Source organism: Saccharothrix sp. CB00851 (genome assembly GCF_001905065.1).
Classification (GTDB): domain Bacteria; phylum Actinomycetota; class Actinomycetes; order Mycobacteriales; family Pseudonocardiaceae; genus Actinosynnema.
In genome coordinates, this window is record NZ_LWLC01000001.1 from 428,263 (window position 1) to 441,936 (window position 13,674).

General features: G+C 69.7%; 18 protein-coding genes and 1 tRNA gene. 11 read left to right on the top strand and 8 right to left on the bottom strand.

The window, feature by feature from the left end:
* The first annotated feature begins 212 nt into the window (after positions 1-212).
* The 5 genes from A6A25_RS43800 (at position 213) to A6A25_RS02060 (ending at position 4,040) form a co-directional block, all read left to right on the top strand.
* The gene (locus tag A6A25_RS43800) at positions 213-386 is read left to right on the top strand and encodes a hypothetical protein (protein ID WP_158073672.1); all 174 of its coding nucleotides are present in this window, start codon (positions 213-215) and stop codon (positions 384-386) included.
* A gap of 42 nt (positions 387-428) precedes the next feature.
* Positions 429-1,310, top strand: a complete 882-nt coding sequence (locus A6A25_RS02045; RefSeq protein ID WP_073885968.1) for a bifunctional DNA primase/polymerase — start codon at positions 429-431, stop codon at positions 1,308-1,310.
* 34 nt (positions 1,311-1,344) lie between these two features.
* Positions 1,345-2,304: an AAA family ATPase gene (locus A6A25_RS02050; RefSeq protein ID WP_198932551.1), complete on the top strand. Its 960-nt coding sequence runs from the start codon at positions 1,345-1,347 to the stop codon at positions 2,302-2,304.
* Positions 2,305-2,451: 147 nt separating this feature from the next.
* Positions 2,452-2,637 (top strand): helix-turn-helix transcriptional regulator, encoded by a 186-nt coding sequence (locus A6A25_RS02055; protein ID WP_073885969.1) that lies wholly within the window; start codon positions 2,452-2,454, stop codon positions 2,635-2,637.
* A gap of 233 nt (positions 2,638-2,870) precedes the next feature.
* Complete coding sequence (locus A6A25_RS02060) at positions 2,871-4,040, top strand: tyrosine-type recombinase/integrase (protein ID WP_241828458.1); 1,170 nt, start codon at positions 2,871-2,873, stop codon at positions 4,038-4,040.
* Between the two features lie 122 nt (positions 4,041-4,162).
* On the opposite strand, the gene A6A25_RS02065 is transcribed toward A6A25_RS02060, so the two are convergent.
* Positions 4,163-4,243 (bottom strand) — tRNA-Tyr (locus tag A6A25_RS02065).
* A gap of 122 nt (positions 4,244-4,365) precedes the next feature.
* On the opposite strand from A6A25_RS02065, the gene A6A25_RS02070 reads away from it, so the two are divergent.
* Positions 4,366-4,857 carry a YajQ family cyclic di-GMP-binding protein gene (locus A6A25_RS02070; RefSeq protein ID WP_073885971.1) on the top strand — a complete coding sequence of 164 codons (492 nt, stop codon included), beginning with the start codon at positions 4,366-4,368 and terminating at the stop codon, positions 4,855-4,857.
* Positions 4,854-5,726 carry a glucose-1-phosphate thymidylyltransferase RfbA gene (rfbA, locus tag A6A25_RS02075; RefSeq protein WP_073885972.1) on the top strand — a complete coding sequence of 291 codons (873 nt, stop codon included), beginning with the start codon at positions 4,854-4,856 and terminating at the stop codon, positions 5,724-5,726. Before A6A25_RS02070 ends, rfbA begins: the two co-directional genes overlap by 4 nt.
* Here rfbA and htpX read toward each other — a convergent pair.
* From htpX to A6A25_RS02095, 4 genes are read right to left on the bottom strand one after another with little or no spacing between them, the layout of a single operon-like run.
* Positions 5,723-6,586, bottom strand: a complete 864-nt coding sequence (gene htpX / locus A6A25_RS02080) for a zinc metalloprotease HtpX (protein WP_073885973.1) — start codon at positions 6,584-6,586, stop codon at positions 5,723-5,725. The two genes, rfbA and htpX, sit on opposite strands and share 4 nt — an antisense overlap.
* 19 nt (positions 6,587-6,605) lie before the next feature.
* A complete protein-coding gene (locus tag A6A25_RS02085) occupies positions 6,606-7,082 on the bottom strand; it encodes a 4Fe-4S binding protein (RefSeq protein ID WP_073885974.1) in 477 nt (158 codons plus the stop codon).
* Positions 7,075-7,668: an NADH-quinone oxidoreductase subunit C gene (locus A6A25_RS02090; RefSeq protein ID WP_073885975.1), complete on the bottom strand. Its 594-nt coding sequence runs from the start codon at positions 7,666-7,668 to the stop codon at positions 7,075-7,077. The genes A6A25_RS02085 and A6A25_RS02090 overlap by 8 nt, the downstream gene beginning before the upstream one ends.
* Positions 7,665-8,084 (bottom strand): NADH-quinone oxidoreductase subunit B, encoded by a 420-nt coding sequence (locus tag A6A25_RS02095; protein ID WP_073885976.1) that lies wholly within the window; start codon positions 8,082-8,084, stop codon positions 7,665-7,667. Before A6A25_RS02095 ends, A6A25_RS02090 begins: the two co-directional genes overlap by 4 nt.
* Before the next feature lie 242 nt (positions 8,085-8,326).
* Between A6A25_RS02095 and A6A25_RS02100 the strand changes: the two genes are divergently transcribed.
* Positions 8,327-9,364, top strand: coding sequence for a LysR family transcriptional regulator (locus A6A25_RS02100; RefSeq protein WP_073885977.1), 1,038 nt, complete (start codon positions 8,327-8,329; stop codon positions 9,362-9,364).
* A 14-nt stretch (positions 9,365-9,378) separates the two neighbouring features.
* Here the strand turns inward: A6A25_RS02100 and A6A25_RS43805 are convergent, their stop codons facing one another.
* Entirely contained in the window at positions 9,379-9,546 is a 168-nt protein-coding gene (locus A6A25_RS43805; RefSeq protein ID WP_158073673.1) for a hypothetical protein, read from the bottom strand.
* A 96-nt stretch (positions 9,547-9,642) separates the two neighbouring features.
* Positions 9,643-10,407 (bottom strand): helix-turn-helix domain-containing protein, encoded by a 765-nt coding sequence (locus A6A25_RS02105; protein ID WP_143192915.1) that lies wholly within the window; start codon positions 10,405-10,407, stop codon positions 9,643-9,645.
* A gap of 62 nt (positions 10,408-10,469) precedes the next feature.
* On the opposite strand from A6A25_RS02105, the gene A6A25_RS02110 reads away from it, so the two are divergent.
* Positions 10,470-11,042, top strand: a complete 573-nt coding sequence (locus A6A25_RS02110; RefSeq protein ID WP_143192916.1) for a TIGR03086 family metal-binding protein — start codon at positions 10,470-10,472, stop codon at positions 11,040-11,042.
* A gap of 116 nt (positions 11,043-11,158) precedes the next feature.
* Here the strand turns inward: A6A25_RS02110 and ddaH are convergent, their stop codons facing one another.
* Positions 11,159-12,037 carry a dimethylargininase gene (gene ddaH, locus A6A25_RS02115; protein WP_083667815.1) on the bottom strand — a complete coding sequence of 293 codons (879 nt, stop codon included), beginning with the start codon at positions 12,035-12,037 and terminating at the stop codon, positions 11,159-11,161.
* A 75-nt stretch (positions 12,038-12,112) separates the two neighbouring features.
* Here ddaH and A6A25_RS02120 point away from each other — a divergent pair, with 75 nt between their 5' ends.
* Both A6A25_RS02120 and A6A25_RS02125 read left to right on the top strand, forming a co-directional pair.
* A complete protein-coding gene (locus A6A25_RS02120; RefSeq protein WP_073885978.1) occupies positions 12,113-12,553 on the top strand; it encodes an Lrp/AsnC family transcriptional regulator in 441 nt (146 codons plus the stop codon).
* Positions 12,554-12,728: 175 nt separating this feature from the next.
* Complete coding sequence (locus tag A6A25_RS02125) at positions 12,729-13,490, top strand: enoyl-CoA hydratase (protein WP_073885979.1); 762 nt, start codon at positions 12,729-12,731, stop codon at positions 13,488-13,490.
* Positions 13,491-13,674 lie beyond the last annotated feature (184 nt).

A 13,674-nucleotide genomic window follows, 5' to 3' on the forward strand; every position in this document is an offset into this window, starting at 1 on the left:
AGGGTCGATCCGCGCCGACCTAACTCGGCTAACCACCTAACTCGCCGCAGGTCATCGCCCTCGTTCCCTCCTACGGCGGGGCGAGTTAGAAACCTAACTCGCCCCGCCGGACCTAACTCGCCCCGTAACTGCCCGCGCGGCCCTCTCACCACCACCGTCGCGCCACTCCGTCATGCCCGCACATCGTCACACAAAGTCACGAAAGGTTCGTCATGGGCAACAACGACCGCTTCGTCCACATGGGCAAGAAGAGCTGGTGGAACGGCGTCACCACCACCCTGTGCGGCCAGCGCTACGAGGGCGGGGACCGGATCCTGTTCCCCCGCCTCAGCGGCTACACCGTCTGCCCAGCCTGCGAAGCCGCCCACCGGGCGGGCAAGCGCTGAAACCAGACCACACCACCGGCCCACCATCCCAAGGAGACAGACGTGTCCCGACGCGCCCGCTTGCTGTCCTCCGCGTTGGCAACCGCCGCCCTCGGTTGGCCCGTGTTCCCGCTCGTTCCCGGCGGCAAGACACCCGCCGTGCGCGACTGGGAGCAGCGCGCCACTACCGACCCTGACCGAATCCGCCGCTGCTGGGGCAGCGGGTCCTACAACATCGGGTTGGCCACCGGTCGGGCCGGGCTCGTCGTGGTGGACCTGGACACCGCCAAGCCCGGCAAGCCCGAACCGGACGGCTTCCGGCACGGCTTGGAAGTGCTCGCCCTTCTCGCCGACGACAGGGGCGAGGAGCTGCCCACCGACACCCGCGTCGTGTCCACCGTCTCCGGTGGCCGGCACCTGTACTTCACCGCCCCGACCGATGTGGAGTACCGCAACACGATCCGCAGGGCCGGGCCGCTCATCGACAGCCGGGCGGCCGGTGGCTACGTCGTGGCGGTCGGGTCGGTCGTGGACGGCCGCGGCTACGAGCTGGTGCACGACGCGGCAGTGGTGCCCTTGCCGGGATGGTTGGCCACGTTGCTGCGTCCCGCGCCGCTGCCCGCCGCGCCGAGCGCGCCCGTGGCGCTGCGAGGCGCGGCCGGTGACCGACGCGGCCGGTACCTACGCGCCGCGATCGCGGCCGAGGTCGCCCGCGTGGAAGGCGCACCGTCCGGTCAACGCAACTTCGCCCTCTACAGCGCCGCCATCGCCCTCGGACAGCTCGTGGCTGGTGGCGCTCTGACCGAGGACGAAGTGCGCGACGTGCTCAGCCACGCCGCCGCCGGACACGTCGCCGTCAACGCCTACAGCCGCCACACGGCGGAGCAGACCATCACCAGCGGCTTGCGCAAGGGCGCGTCCCGCCCCCGGCAGGTAGCCGCATGAATCGCACCGCCCGCAGCCATCAGGGAGCCACCCCGTGACCACTACGCCCCCGTCCGACGCCGACCCGTTCGCCACCGCCTGGACCGCCGACAAGCTCATGGCCGCCGACTTCCCCGACCCCAAGTGGGCCGTGCCCGGTGTGCTCTGCGAAGGCGTCACGCTGCTGGCAGGGCCGCCCAAGGTGGGCAAGTCGTGGATGTCGCTCGGGCTGGGGCTGTCCATCGCGTCCGGCAAGCCCGCGTTCGGCACCGTCGACACCGGCCCCGCCGCTCCCGTGCTCTACCTCGCGTTGGAGGACACCGCCCGGCGGCTCAAGACCCGCATGGGCAAGATGCTCGCCGACCAGCCCGCGCCGCACCTGCTGACCCTGGCCACCGAGTGCCCGCCACTCCCGCAAGGGGGAGACACGGCCATCGCCGGATGGCTGCGCGGCAACCCGGCCGCGCGCCTGGTGGTGATCGACGTATTCGCCAAAGTCCGTGGCGCAGCTCCGGCCGGTGTCCAGCAGTACGACGCGGACTACCTGGCAGTTGGCCGCGCCAAGCGGATAGCGGACCACTTCGGCGTGGCGGTCGTACTTGTCCACCACGTCCGCAAGGCCACACACGAGGACTTCCTGGCCACCGTGTCCGGCACCAACGGCATTGCCGGTGCGGCCGACGCCGTGCTGGTACTCGAACGCGGACGCAACAACGCAGACGGCGTTCTGCACATCACCGGCCGCGATGTGGAAGAGGCCGATCACGCGCTGAGTTTCAACCCGGACAACGGCGCGTGGACCATGCTCGAAGGTCCCGCCGTCGACCACACGGCAAGCGACACCCGCCGAACCATCCTGTTCTACCTGCGCGAAAACAGCGGCAGCACACCCGCACAAATCGCCACCGGGACCGGCTTGGACGCCGGGAATGCTCGCAAGACGTGCCAGCGGATGCACGAAGCCGGGCAGCTTACCCGCGACGGCACCGGCCGGTACTTCGCGCCGCTGCTGTGACCTGGGTGGGACAGGAGGACAGGCCAAGTGCTGTCCCACCTGTCCCTCTGTCCCTCCACACCGTCTGACCTGCGGTAACAGCAGGGACAGGGGGTCCCTCACCTGTCCCTGCCTGTCCCTCTGCTCCGATGCGCGAAAGGGCTTCACATGAGCGCACGCACTTGGCTGACAGTCGAAGAGTTTTGCACCGAACTGAACATCGCCCGGTCCACGTTCAACGACTGGCGGGCAAAGGGACGCGCCCCGATCGTCCGCAAGCTACCTAACGGCAAACTGCGATTGGAACGGGCCGACATCAAAGCCTGGTACGACTCCCTTGCGGAGGCTGCCTGATGAACACGTCCACGCGGGTGCGAATCGGGCAGATCGGCGCTCCGTACGTGGGTAAACGCAAAACCACGTACAAGGTGCGGTGGACGGTGGACGGTCGCCGATTCACCGAACGGTGCTCGACCAAAGCGCTCGCTGATGCGTTCAGGTCCAAGCTGGTCACGGCAACGACCGACGGCGTCCCTTTCGATATCGAGTCCGGTCTTCCGGTCACGATGGTGCGCAAGGCGGAGGTTGTGCGGCGATCGTGGTTCGACTTCGCGTGCGGTTATGTGGACCGCATGTGGGACGAGTCGTCGCCAGGGCAGCGCAAGACGGTGGCGGACACCCTGACGCCCATCACGTTGGCTCTGGTGTCGCCAGGACGCGGTGAGCCGTCGGAAGCAGCCATCAGGGCCGCGCTACGGGTGGCGTTCAACACCCGTCGGCGTAGTGGGGAGAAATCGGAGGAAGTAGCTGCGCTGTTCGCGTGGCTTTCCCGGCACACGGTGTCGGTGGGCGACTTGGCGGACCCTGCGGTGTTCCGTGGCCTGTTGGCAAGGATCGAGAAGAAGCAGGACGGTTCGCGTGCCGCCGCGAACACCATCCGGTTGCGACGAATCACGCTGGGCAGCGCACTGGACTATGCGGTGGAGACGAAGTTGTTGGAGACCAATCCGGCAAAGGAGGTGACCAGCAAGCGGCGTCGAAGCGTGGTCCACCAGGTGGACCGACGATCGGTGGCCAACCCGGTCCAGTTCCGCACGGTGCTGCACGAGGTGGCGGGAGTCGGACGCACGGGTGGCAAGCTGGTCGCGTTCTTCGGTGCGATCTACCACGCCGCTCTGCGCCCGGAGGAAGCGTTGAGCCTGCGCGACACCGATCTCGAACTACCGCCGCGAAGCTGGGACCGGAAGCGGCAACGGTGGACGGTGTCCGAGTGGGGCAGCATCCACCTCACCCGCGCGGCACCGGAGATGAGCGCGGCCTGGACCGACAGCGGCCGGCCGAACGAGGAAAGGGGGTTGAAGCACCGCGAGCAAGGGCAGGGCCGCACGGTGCCGCTCTCCCCCGAGCTGGCGTTGCTGATGCACGAGCACCTTGCCGCTTTCGGCACCGGATCGGGTGGGCTGCTGTTCGTGGCCGAGCGCGGCGGGCGCATCGGCAGCTCGACCTACTGCCGGGTGTGGGAGGCGGCGCGCACCGCGGCTTTCACGGCCGAGGTCGCCGGGTCACCCCTGGCCAAGCGTCCGTATGACCTCCGTCACGCCTGCGTGTCGATGTGGCTCAACGCGGGCGTGGAAGCGCCACGCGTCGCCGAGTGGGCCGGTCACAGCGTGGCCGTGCTCATGCGCGTCTACGCGAAGTGCATCGACGGTGGGGAGCTGACGGCCCGTGCGCGGGTCCTGGCCGCGCTGGGCGGCTGAAAACTTGGACCCGCCCTGGACCCAACCGGCCGTAGAGGGCCGGTCCCGACCGGACACAGCCGTATGACACGAGAAAGCCCCCGTGACCTGTTGTTCCTGGTCACGGGGGCTTTCTGCTGTTGTGGCGGGTAGAGGATTCGAACCTCTGTAGCTTTCGCGACGGATTTACAGTCCGCTCCCATTGGCCGCTCGGGCAACCCGCCCCGCACCCGGTGGTGCCGGGTGCGGTGGAGACAATACATAAGCCCGTGGGGGCATGCGCAACCGGGTTGCCCGGTAGGCTCCCGGGCGGTTCCAGATCCACCTACGCGGAGGTACCGGGCACGTGGCAGACCCGTCGTTCGACGTGGTGAGCAAGGTCGACCGCCAGGAGGTCGACAACGCGCTCAACCAGGCCGCCAAGGAGCTGAGCACCCGGTTCGACTTCCGCGGCACGGGCACTCAGGTGTCGTGGGCGGGCGAGGAGGCGATCACCTTCCAGTCCGAGACCGAGGAGCGCTGCAACGCCGCGATCGAGGTCTTCCGGGAGAAGCTGATCAAGCGCGGCATCTCGATGAAGGCCTTCGAGATCGGCGAGCCCGCCCTGTCGGGCAAGGTCTTCAAGGTGACCGGCAACGTGGTCCAGGGCATCTCGAGCGAGAAGGCCAAGGAGATCGCGAAGAAGGTCCGCGACGAGGGCCCCAAGGGCGTGCAGGCGCAGATCCAGGGCGACCAGCTGCGCATCTCGGGCAAGAAGAAGGACCACCTGCAGGACGTCATCGCCCTGCTGAAGAACTCCGACTTCGGGATCGCCCTCCAGTTCACCAACTACCGATGAAGGGCATCGTCCTCGCCGGTGGCAGCGGCACGCGCCTGCACCCCATCACGCAGGCGGTGTCGAAGCAGTTGCTGCCCGTGTACGACAAGCCGATGGTGTACTACCCGCTGTCGGTGCTGATGCTGGCGGGTGTGCGCGAGATCATGCTCATCTCGACGCCGGTGGACCTGCCGCTGTTCCGCCGCCTGCTCGGTGACGGCTCGCAGTTCGGCCTGACCATCGAGTACGCGGAGCAGGCCCAGCCGAACGGGTTGGCCGAGGCGTTCATCATCGGCGCGGACTTCATCGGCGACGACGACGTGTCGCTGGTCCTGGGCGACAACATCTTCTACGGCCAAGGCTTCTCCAAGGTCCTGCAGCACAACGCCACCTCGCTGGACGGCTGCGTGCTGTTCGGCTACCCGGTGAAGGACCCGGAGCGGTACGGGGTCGGTGAGGTCGACGCGGCCGGCAGGTTGATCTCGATCGAGGAGAAGCCCGCGCGGCCGAAGTCGAACAAGGCCATCACCGGCCTGTACTTCTACGACAACGAGGTCGTGTCGATCTCCAAGGCGCTCAAGCCGTCACCGCGCGGCGAGCTGGAGATCACCGACGTCAACCTGGCCTACCTGCGGGAAGGCCGGGCGCAGCTGGTCGACCTCGGTCGCGGTTTCGCGTGGCTGGACACCGGCACGCACGACTCGATGTTGGAGGCGGGCCAGTTCGTGCAGGTGCTGGAGCACCGGCAGGGCGTGCGCATCGCGTGCCTGGAGGAGATCGCGCTCCGGATGGGGTTCATCAGCGCCGAGCAGTGCTACTCGCTGGGCGAGAAGCTGGCGAAGTCCGGCTACGGCCAATATGTGATGAACGTCGCACTGGAAGCCCGCTAGGACCGGCGGGCCAGCTCTTCCAGCCGGCGCACCCGGTCCGCGATCGGCGGGTGGGTGGAGAACAGCCTGGCCAGGTTCTCCCCCGCCCGGAACGGGCTCGCGATCATCAGGTGCGACTGCGCGACCACGGCCGGTTCGGGTGCCAGGGGTGCCGCCCGCGTGCCGGCGTCGATCTTGCGCAGCGCCGAGGCCAGCGCCAGCGGGTCGCCGGTCAGCTCGGCGCCCGACTCGTCGGCCTGGTACTCCCGGGACCGGCTGACGGCCAGCCGCACGATGACCGCCGCGACCGGGGCGAGCACGGCGATGAGCAGGATCGCGAACGGGTTGGGCCGGTCCTCGTCGCCGTCGCCGCCGAAGACGCCCGCGAAGATCGCCAGGTTCGCCAGCGTGCTGACCGCGCCCGCCAGCGCACCCGCCACGCACGAGATCAGGATGTCGCGGTTGTAGACGTGCGACAGCTCGTGCCCGAGCACGGCGCGCAGCTCGCGCTCGTCGAGCAGTTCGAGGATGCCGGTCGTGCAGCACACGGCGGCGTTGCGCGGGTTGCGGCCGGTGGCGAAGGCGTTCGGCGCGATGGTCGGGCTGAGGTAGAGGCGGGGCATGGGTTGGCGCGCGGCCCTGGCCAGCTCGCGGACGATCCGGTACAGGGCGGGCTGCTCGACCTCGGACACCGGCCGGGCGCGCATGGCGCGCAGCGCGAGCTTGTCGGAGTTGAAGTACGCGTAGGCGTTCACGGCCAGCGCCAGCAGCAGGCCGACGACCAGGGCGGTGCGCCCGAACAACGAGCTGATCGCCACGATCAGCCCGCTCATGGCAGCGAGCAGCAACGCGGTCTTCAACGCGTTGAAGTGCTTGTGCACGCTTCGCCTCCGGGTGTTCCTACGTCCTCTCCCTCAACGCGCCCGGCCGGCGCGTGGTTCCGGTACCGGGGCGTGCCGGGCGTGTGGCGGTGGTCTCCGGTGCGGGTTCGGCGCCGGCGTCCAGCGGTGGCGGCGGCGGCACCTGCGTGACCCACGTGGCCAGCACGTCCCGTTCGTGGACGAGTTCGGCGACCGCGCCGTCACCGTCCAGGCCGCCCGTGCCGGGGTAGGAGAAGTCCGGTGCCCAGTGCAGGGCGTCGAACGGGCACGCCTCGACGCAGATGCCGCAGTACAGGCACTGCCCGTAGTCGATGGCGAACCGGTCGAGCACGTTGCGCGCACGGGGACGGGCCGAGCCGGGCTGCTGCTCGACCTCGGTGTGCGAGTCGATGTGGATGCACCAGTCGGGGCACTCGCGGGCGCAGATCATGCAGACCGTGCAGTTGGCCTCCAGCAGCGCGATGACGCCTCGGGTGCGCGGGGGCAGGTCAGCCACTGGTGTCCTCCTCGGAACGCTCGGAGCGCTCGTAGCGCGGTCCCCACGACGGGTCGGGAACGCCGGGCGGCGCGGCCCGCCTGCGGCTGGGTGCCGAGTTGCCGTCCTCGCCCGGTTCGAGCCTGCCCGGCCACGGGCGCACCACGCGGGAGGCGAGCACGAAGTCCTTGCGCAGCGGGTGGCCGGTGAAGCTGTCGGGGAGCAGCAGGTGGGCCGCCTCACCGTCGGCGGGGGTGAGGCCGAACATCTCCACGGCCTCCCGCTCGTGCCACGCCGCGCCCGCCCACAGCCCGGCCACGCTCGGCAGCACGTCGTCCGGGCCGAGCTCGGTGCGCAGCAGCAGGCCGTCCTTGGTGCCCGGGTCGAGCACGTGCAGCAGCACGGCGTGCCGCTGACCGACCGCGCCGGGACGTCCCGCGTCCTCGACGCCGAGCCAGTCGAACTGCGTGCAGCCCAGCTCGTCGCGGGCGTGGCGGGCCGCCTCGACCCACGCGGACGGCGGCACGTGCGCGGTCGTCTGCCCGAACGCCGTCTTGACCTGGGCATTCGGGATTCGGGAGGCCAGGGCCTGCGACGCGGCGCTCACGACACCATCCGGTGCAGCGCGGCGAGGCCGTCCAGCAGCGCCTCGGGACGTGGTGGGCAGCCCGGCACGGCGACGTGCACCGGCAGCGCCTGGTCGATGCCCTTGGTGACGCTGTAGGAGTCCCAGTACGGGCCGCCGGTGTTGCTGCACGCGCCCACGGAGATCACGTAACGCGGTTCCGGCATCTCTTGGTAGGTCGCGATCACCGCGGGCAACATGGCGTCGGTGACCGTGCCGGAGACGACGAGCACGTGGGCCTCGCCCGCCGCGTGCACCGGGTCGACACCCAGGGCGGCCAGCTGCTCAGGGCGATGGCCTTCGAGCGCGGCCATGACCTCGACGCCGCAGCAGGCCAGGCCGAGGTCGAGCACGGTGACCCGGTACGTCGTGCCCCAATCCAAGGTGGAAACCGTCACGCGGGTGAGGTTAATACGTGGGGGCCCGTCGGGCTGCGCGCCCGGCGGGCCCCCAACCCCCCAATACCCCCCTGTTTGCTCCCACGTGAACAAGCACCTGGTTGCGGCAGAAGTCTCTTACGGATCGCGTATACCTGTCCAGGGAAATCCAACAAGATCTTCGGATAATTTCAGCACGAACTGTGGTCAAGTTCAGTACAACTAATCGGTAGAACATCACGCCCCGACCCGAGAGGCCCTGCATGTCGACCTCGGCTCAACTGCTCCTGCCCGCGGGCAACCAGCTCAGCAGGCTCCTGCACACCTCGCCCCTGCTGATGGACACCACGTTGGACCAGCTCAGGACCCTGATCGCGGTGTACGAGACGCGCTCGGCGCTGCGTGCGGCCCGGGTGCTCGGCCGGGAGCAGTCCAGCGTGCAGAAGCAGATCGACACGCTCAACCGCAACTTCAGGTCGTTGTGCGGCGAACCGCTGGTCGTCAAGCAGGGCCGGGGAAAAGATGTGCTGATCACACAGACCGGCGAGGCGTTGGTTGAATTGGCACGTACCACGCTCACCGAGTGGCTGGATTCGATTCACGAGTGCCGGCGCAAGCTCGGCACCACGGTCACCGTCGGCACGACGCGGTTCATGCTCGACTCGCTGGCCAAGGCGTGGCACCACGTGGCGGACGACTTCCGCCGGAGGGACGTGGAGCTGAAGGTCGTGCACATCCGCACCAAGGACATCTGGAAGAGCCTGGAGTCCAAGGAGGTCGACATCGTGTGCGGCAGCGTGGTCACGCACGCGGGCCGCAACAGCGGTGTCGAGGACTTCGACGTGATCGAGTGGCGGCGCGGCGGGTTGGCGCTGCTCACGAACCTGCCGGAGAGCAAGCTGGGCGCGAGCGTCGGCACCGGGGAGTTGCCGAAGCTGCCGCTGGTCGTGCCCGGTGAGGGGTTGATCGCGGAATTCCTGCGCGGCTGGTTCGGATCGGATTATCGGAACGAATTGGACATCGCGGCAGAAATCGACGAGATCCAGTACGGCATGTCGTTGCTGCGGTCGGGGCTGGTCGAGGGCTGCATGATCGTCACGTCCGGCCTGGGCGTGGTGGCCGCGAACAACGAGCTGCGCGAGGGGTCCGGCCTGCGGGTGGTCGAGCTGAAGAACGACCGGAAGCCGCAGCTGGAGCGGTTGGTCGGGGTCTTCGCCCGCAAGGACGAGCGGGCGAAGTTCCCGGCCGACCACCCGTTGAACCTGCTGTGGGCGGCGTTCCAGCGCGAGGTGTCGGACTAGCGGCTTGGCACGGCCTAGCGCGCCGGATCCGCCGGGCGTTCCTCACGGCGCCGTTGGGCTTGGCGCACCAGCCACTCCAGACCGGTCAGCGACTTGGGGACCTCAGGCTTCTGCCGTTCCACGGGCTCCTCCTGCTCCTGTTGCGGTTGGGGCGACGGACGCTGGGCGTCGAGGTCGTTCATGGCGCGCTCCCTACCTTGGTCGACAGCGAGTGCCGTCGATCGGAGCATCGACCGGGGTCGGTTCGCTAGCGCGATCAGCCCTATGGGTGACGCCGTTCAGCGCTGCCCGGTGGTGACGGCGTCGCCGTAGCGCTCGGCGTACCGGGTGGGCGTCTCGCCGAACATGGCGGTGAAGTCGCGGACGAAATGGGGTTGGTCGGCGTAGCCGAGGTCGGCCGCCAGCGCGGCCCAGTCGATCCGCCCGCCCGCCGCCATGCGCTCGGTCACCTCGTGCAGCCGGTAGCGGCGGATCACCCACTTCGGGCCGACGCCGACGTGCTCGGCGAACAGGCGCTGCAGCTGCCGGACGCTGCCGCCGACCTCGCGGGCCAGCACGTCGACCCTGGTCATCGCGGGGTCCGCGACGATCCGGTCGACGATGTCGGCCGCCTGCCGCGCCCTCGGGTCCGGTTCGGGCAGGGCGCGGCGGAGTGCGGCCTCCACGCGGTCGAGGTCGGCGTGGGCGGGCAGGTGGTCGAAGACCGTCGCGGCGGGGACCGAGCGGTCGGTGAGCGACTGGACCGGGGCGCCCAGGAACGGGCGGAAGGCGCCGGGCCGGAAGGCGACGCCGAACACCCGGCCCGTGCCGTCGAGGTCCTTGAACACGTGCCCGCTGGACACGCCGGTGAGGACGGCGGCGCCGTCGTCGTGCAACGCCAGGTGGACGTTCGGGTACGGCACGACCAGCTGGCGGTACGGCCGGTCGTAGTGCCACTCCACCACCCAGTACCGCGCCACGTACGGGGCGAGGTCGGCCGACGGCCGGTGGAACTCGTGGCGCTGGTGCCGCCGCCACGCCAGCTCCCGCTCGTCCCTCGTCACGCCGGCGAGCGTATGTCGCCTTTGTTCAAGACACCTGCGGAAACCGTACCTAGGGTGGCGGCATGTCCCGTGAGCAATTGATCGACAAGGCCGTGGCGACCGCGTCGGAGGTCGTCGGGAACGTCAAGCCCGACCAGTTGGACGCGCCGACGCCGTGCACGGAGTTCGACGTCCGCGAGCTCGTGAACCACCTGCTGTTCTGGGGCCCGTCGCTGAGCGCCGCCGGGCGCAAGCAGCCGGCGCCGCCGCTGCCCGCCGCCGCGGAGGCCGACGTCGACCTGACCGCGGGCGACTGGACCGCCGACCTGCTGGGCCTGCTGCGGGACCGTGCCGAGGCGTGGGCCGAGCCGTCGGCGTGGGAGGGGACGACGACGCTGGGCAGCCCGCAGGCGCTGCCGGCCGCGATGATCGGCGCGATGGTGCTGGGCGAGACGGTCGTGCACACGTGGGACCTGGCCCAGGCCACCGGTCAGGTGGTGTCGTGGGACGCGGACGTGCTGGAGTTCCTGCACGCCGACCTCCTGGAGACCGCGCCCATGGGCCGGGAGATGGGCCTCTACGGCCCCGAGGTCGAGGTGCCCGCCGACGCGCCCCTGATCGACCGGATCGTCGGCCTCACCGGCCGCCGGCCGTAACCGCACCACTGCCGAGGCCCCGCCGAGTCGTTCACGACCCGGCGGGGCCTCGGCATTAAGCGATCAGCACGGCACCCATCCCGCGGTGCGGGACATGCCCGACACCAGCGAGCGGTTCAGTCCCGCAGTTCCATCGTGCAGCACTTCGGGCCGCCGCCGGACTTGCGCAGTTCCGAGATGTCCACGAAGACCGGTTCGAAGCCGCGGGCGGCCACCTGGTCGGCCAAGGCCGTGGCCTCCACGGGCAGGACCACGTGGCGGCCGTCGGAGACCGCGTTCAGACCCAGGCAGGCGGCGTCCTCGGCGGTGGCGATGACGGCGTCAGGGAACAGGCGGCGCAGGACGCGTCGGCTGCCCGGCGAGAAGGCGTCCGGGTAGTAGGCGACCAGGTCGTCGGCCAGCACGAACAGGGCGACGTCCAGGTGGTAGTAGCGGGGGTCGGTCAGCTGTAGCGAGATGACCGGGACGCCCAGGACCTCCTGGGCCTCGGAGTGGGCCAGCGGATCCGTGCGGAAGCCCGTGCCGGCCAGGAGGTACCTGCCGGTCCAGGTGAAGTCGCCCTCGGCCTCGTTCGTGCGCTCCGGCATGACGACGTCGCGGTAGCCGTTGGCCAGGAACCAGCGGCGGAAGTGGTCGGCTTCGGCGGCGCGCTGGGGTGCGCGGAAGCGGGAGCCCAGGACCTGGCCGTCGATCACGGTGCCGGAGTTGGCCGAGAAGACCATGTCCGGCAGACCCGGCTGCGGCTCGATGGTCTCGACCTCGTGCCCGAGGCGCTCGTAGGTCTCCTTCAGGGCCGTCCACTGCTCGACCGCCAGCGAGGTGCTGATCGGCTGCGTGGGGTCCATCCACGGGTTGATCGCGTACTCCACGGTGAAGTACGCGGGCGGGCACATGAGGTACCGACGGGTGGTCGGCACGCGCACCTGCGTTGCGGGGGTGGCGACGTCGAGCACGATCGGCTCGTCACCGGGGCCCGCGAAGGAAACCGAGGTCATGGATCGAAATGTAGATTGCCCTCCGACCCTCGAACAACGCCGCGATATTGCGTCTTCTAGGGCAGAATGTTGCGTGTGGACACGATCGACCAGCGAATCATTTCACGCCTGATGGCCAACGCCCGGTCCAGCTACGCCGACATCGGCAAGGAGGTCGGCCTGTCGGCGCCCGCGGTGAAGCGGCGGGTGGACAAATTGCTGGACACGGGCGTGCTGCGCGGTTTCACGGCGGTGGTCGACCCCGAGCAGCTCGGCTGGGGCACTGAGGCGTTCGTGGAGGTGCACTGCCGCGGCAACGTGGCGCCGCACGACATCCAGCAGCGCCTGGAGTCGATGCCCGAGGTCAGGGCCGCCTACACGGTCTCCGGCGCGGCGGACGCGATCGTGCACCTGCGCGCGGCGAACATCCACCACCTGGAGACGGCGCTGGAACGGCTGCGCGCCGTCGAGATCATCGACCGGACCGTCTCGACTGTCGTGCTCTCCCGACTCTTGGACCGCCCACCGGCACCCTAGCGCCGCGATCGGCAACCTTCACCGCGTCTTCCGGCGCTCAGCGGGGCGCCTCGCGGCACCGGCCCCACGCCCCCATCCAGCCGGGATGAGGACGTGGGGCCGGCACCGCGACGCACCCGTCCGACCGGCGGAATACGGGGCAAAGGCTGCCGATCGCGGCACTAGAGTCCCCCGCATGGCCGAAGTGCTCCTGCAACGTTCCGACCGCGTGGCGGTCATCACCGTGCACGACCCCGAACGCCGCAACGCGCTCACGCTGGACCTCTCCGACCAGCTCGTCGCCGCCGTGCGGACCTGCGAGGACGACGCGGACGTGCACGCCGTCGTGATCACCGGCGCGCCACCGGCGTTCTGCGCGGGCGCGGACCTCACCGCGCTGGGCGAGGCCAGGGAAGACGGCCTGCGGCGCATCTACGCCGGGTTCCTCGCGGTGGCCCGCTGCACGCTGCCGACGATCGCGGCGGTCGGCGGCGCGGCGGTCGGCGCGGGGCTGAACCTCGCGCTGGCCTGCGACGTGCGGCTGGTCAACGCGAACGTGAGGTTCGACGCGCGGTTCCTGCAGCTGGGCATCCACCCCGGCGGCGGGATGACGTGGATGCTGCACCGGCTCGCCGGTCCCCAGACCGCGACGGCGATGACCCTGTTCGGCCAGGTTTTGGACGCGGACGCGGCGGTATCCCACGGGCTGGCCTGGGCACGGGTCGACGGCGGGCACGACGAGCTGGTCGCCGCGGCGGTCGAGTTCGCGCGTCCTTCGGCCGAAGCTTCGCGCGCACTGGTCCGCACGATCAAGGCGTCCATGCGCACCACCGCCGCGCTGACCGACCACGCCCGGGCCGTGGACACCGAGTTGACGCCCCAGGTCGCCTCGATCGGGACACCGGAGTTCCAGGCCAGGCTGGCCGCGATGAAGGCCAGGATCAGCGGTCGGGAGTGACCTGGACAGACCGCGAGAGTATCTGTAACTTTGAGTAACAGTTACCGACCAGTATTACTCGATTACTGCCCAGTTGGCTCCCTGCGCACCTGGTGGGACGAACCGTCCCGCAGAGTGGTACAGGGAAAACCGGCACTTCGTCGGGCACGACTACCCTCGCGGAGGGGCACGGGGGCATCAGCCC

Excerpts from the sequence above, each read along its gene's own strand:
- A6A25_RS43800 (WP_158073672.1), top strand. The coding sequence starts at position 213 with ATGGGCAACAACGACCGCTTCGTCCACATGGGCAAGAAGAGCTGGTGG.
- A6A25_RS02055 (WP_073885969.1), top strand. The coding sequence starts at position 2,452 with ATGAGCGCACGCACTTGGCTGACAGTCGAAGAGTTTTGCACCGAACTG.
- rfbA (WP_073885972.1), top strand. The coding sequence starts at position 4,854 with ATGAAGGGCATCGTCCTCGCCGGTGGCAGCGGCACGCGCCTGCACCCC.
- A6A25_RS02100 (WP_073885977.1), top strand. The coding sequence starts at position 8,327 with ATGTCGACCTCGGCTCAACTGCTCCTGCCCGCGGGCAACCAGCTCAGC.
- A6A25_RS43805 (WP_158073673.1), bottom strand. The coding sequence starts at position 9,546 with ATGAACGACCTCGACGCCCAGCGTCCGTCGCCCCAACCGCAACAGGAG.
- A6A25_RS02110 (WP_143192916.1), top strand. The coding sequence starts at position 10,470 with ATGTCCCGTGAGCAATTGATCGACAAGGCCGTGGCGACCGCGTCGGAG.
- ddaH (WP_083667815.1), bottom strand. The coding sequence starts at position 12,037 with ATGACCTCGGTTTCCTTCGCGGGCCCCGGTGACGAGCCGATCGTGCTC.
- A6A25_RS02125 (WP_073885979.1), top strand. The coding sequence starts at position 12,729 with ATGGCCGAAGTGCTCCTGCAACGTTCCGACCGCGTGGCGGTCATCACC.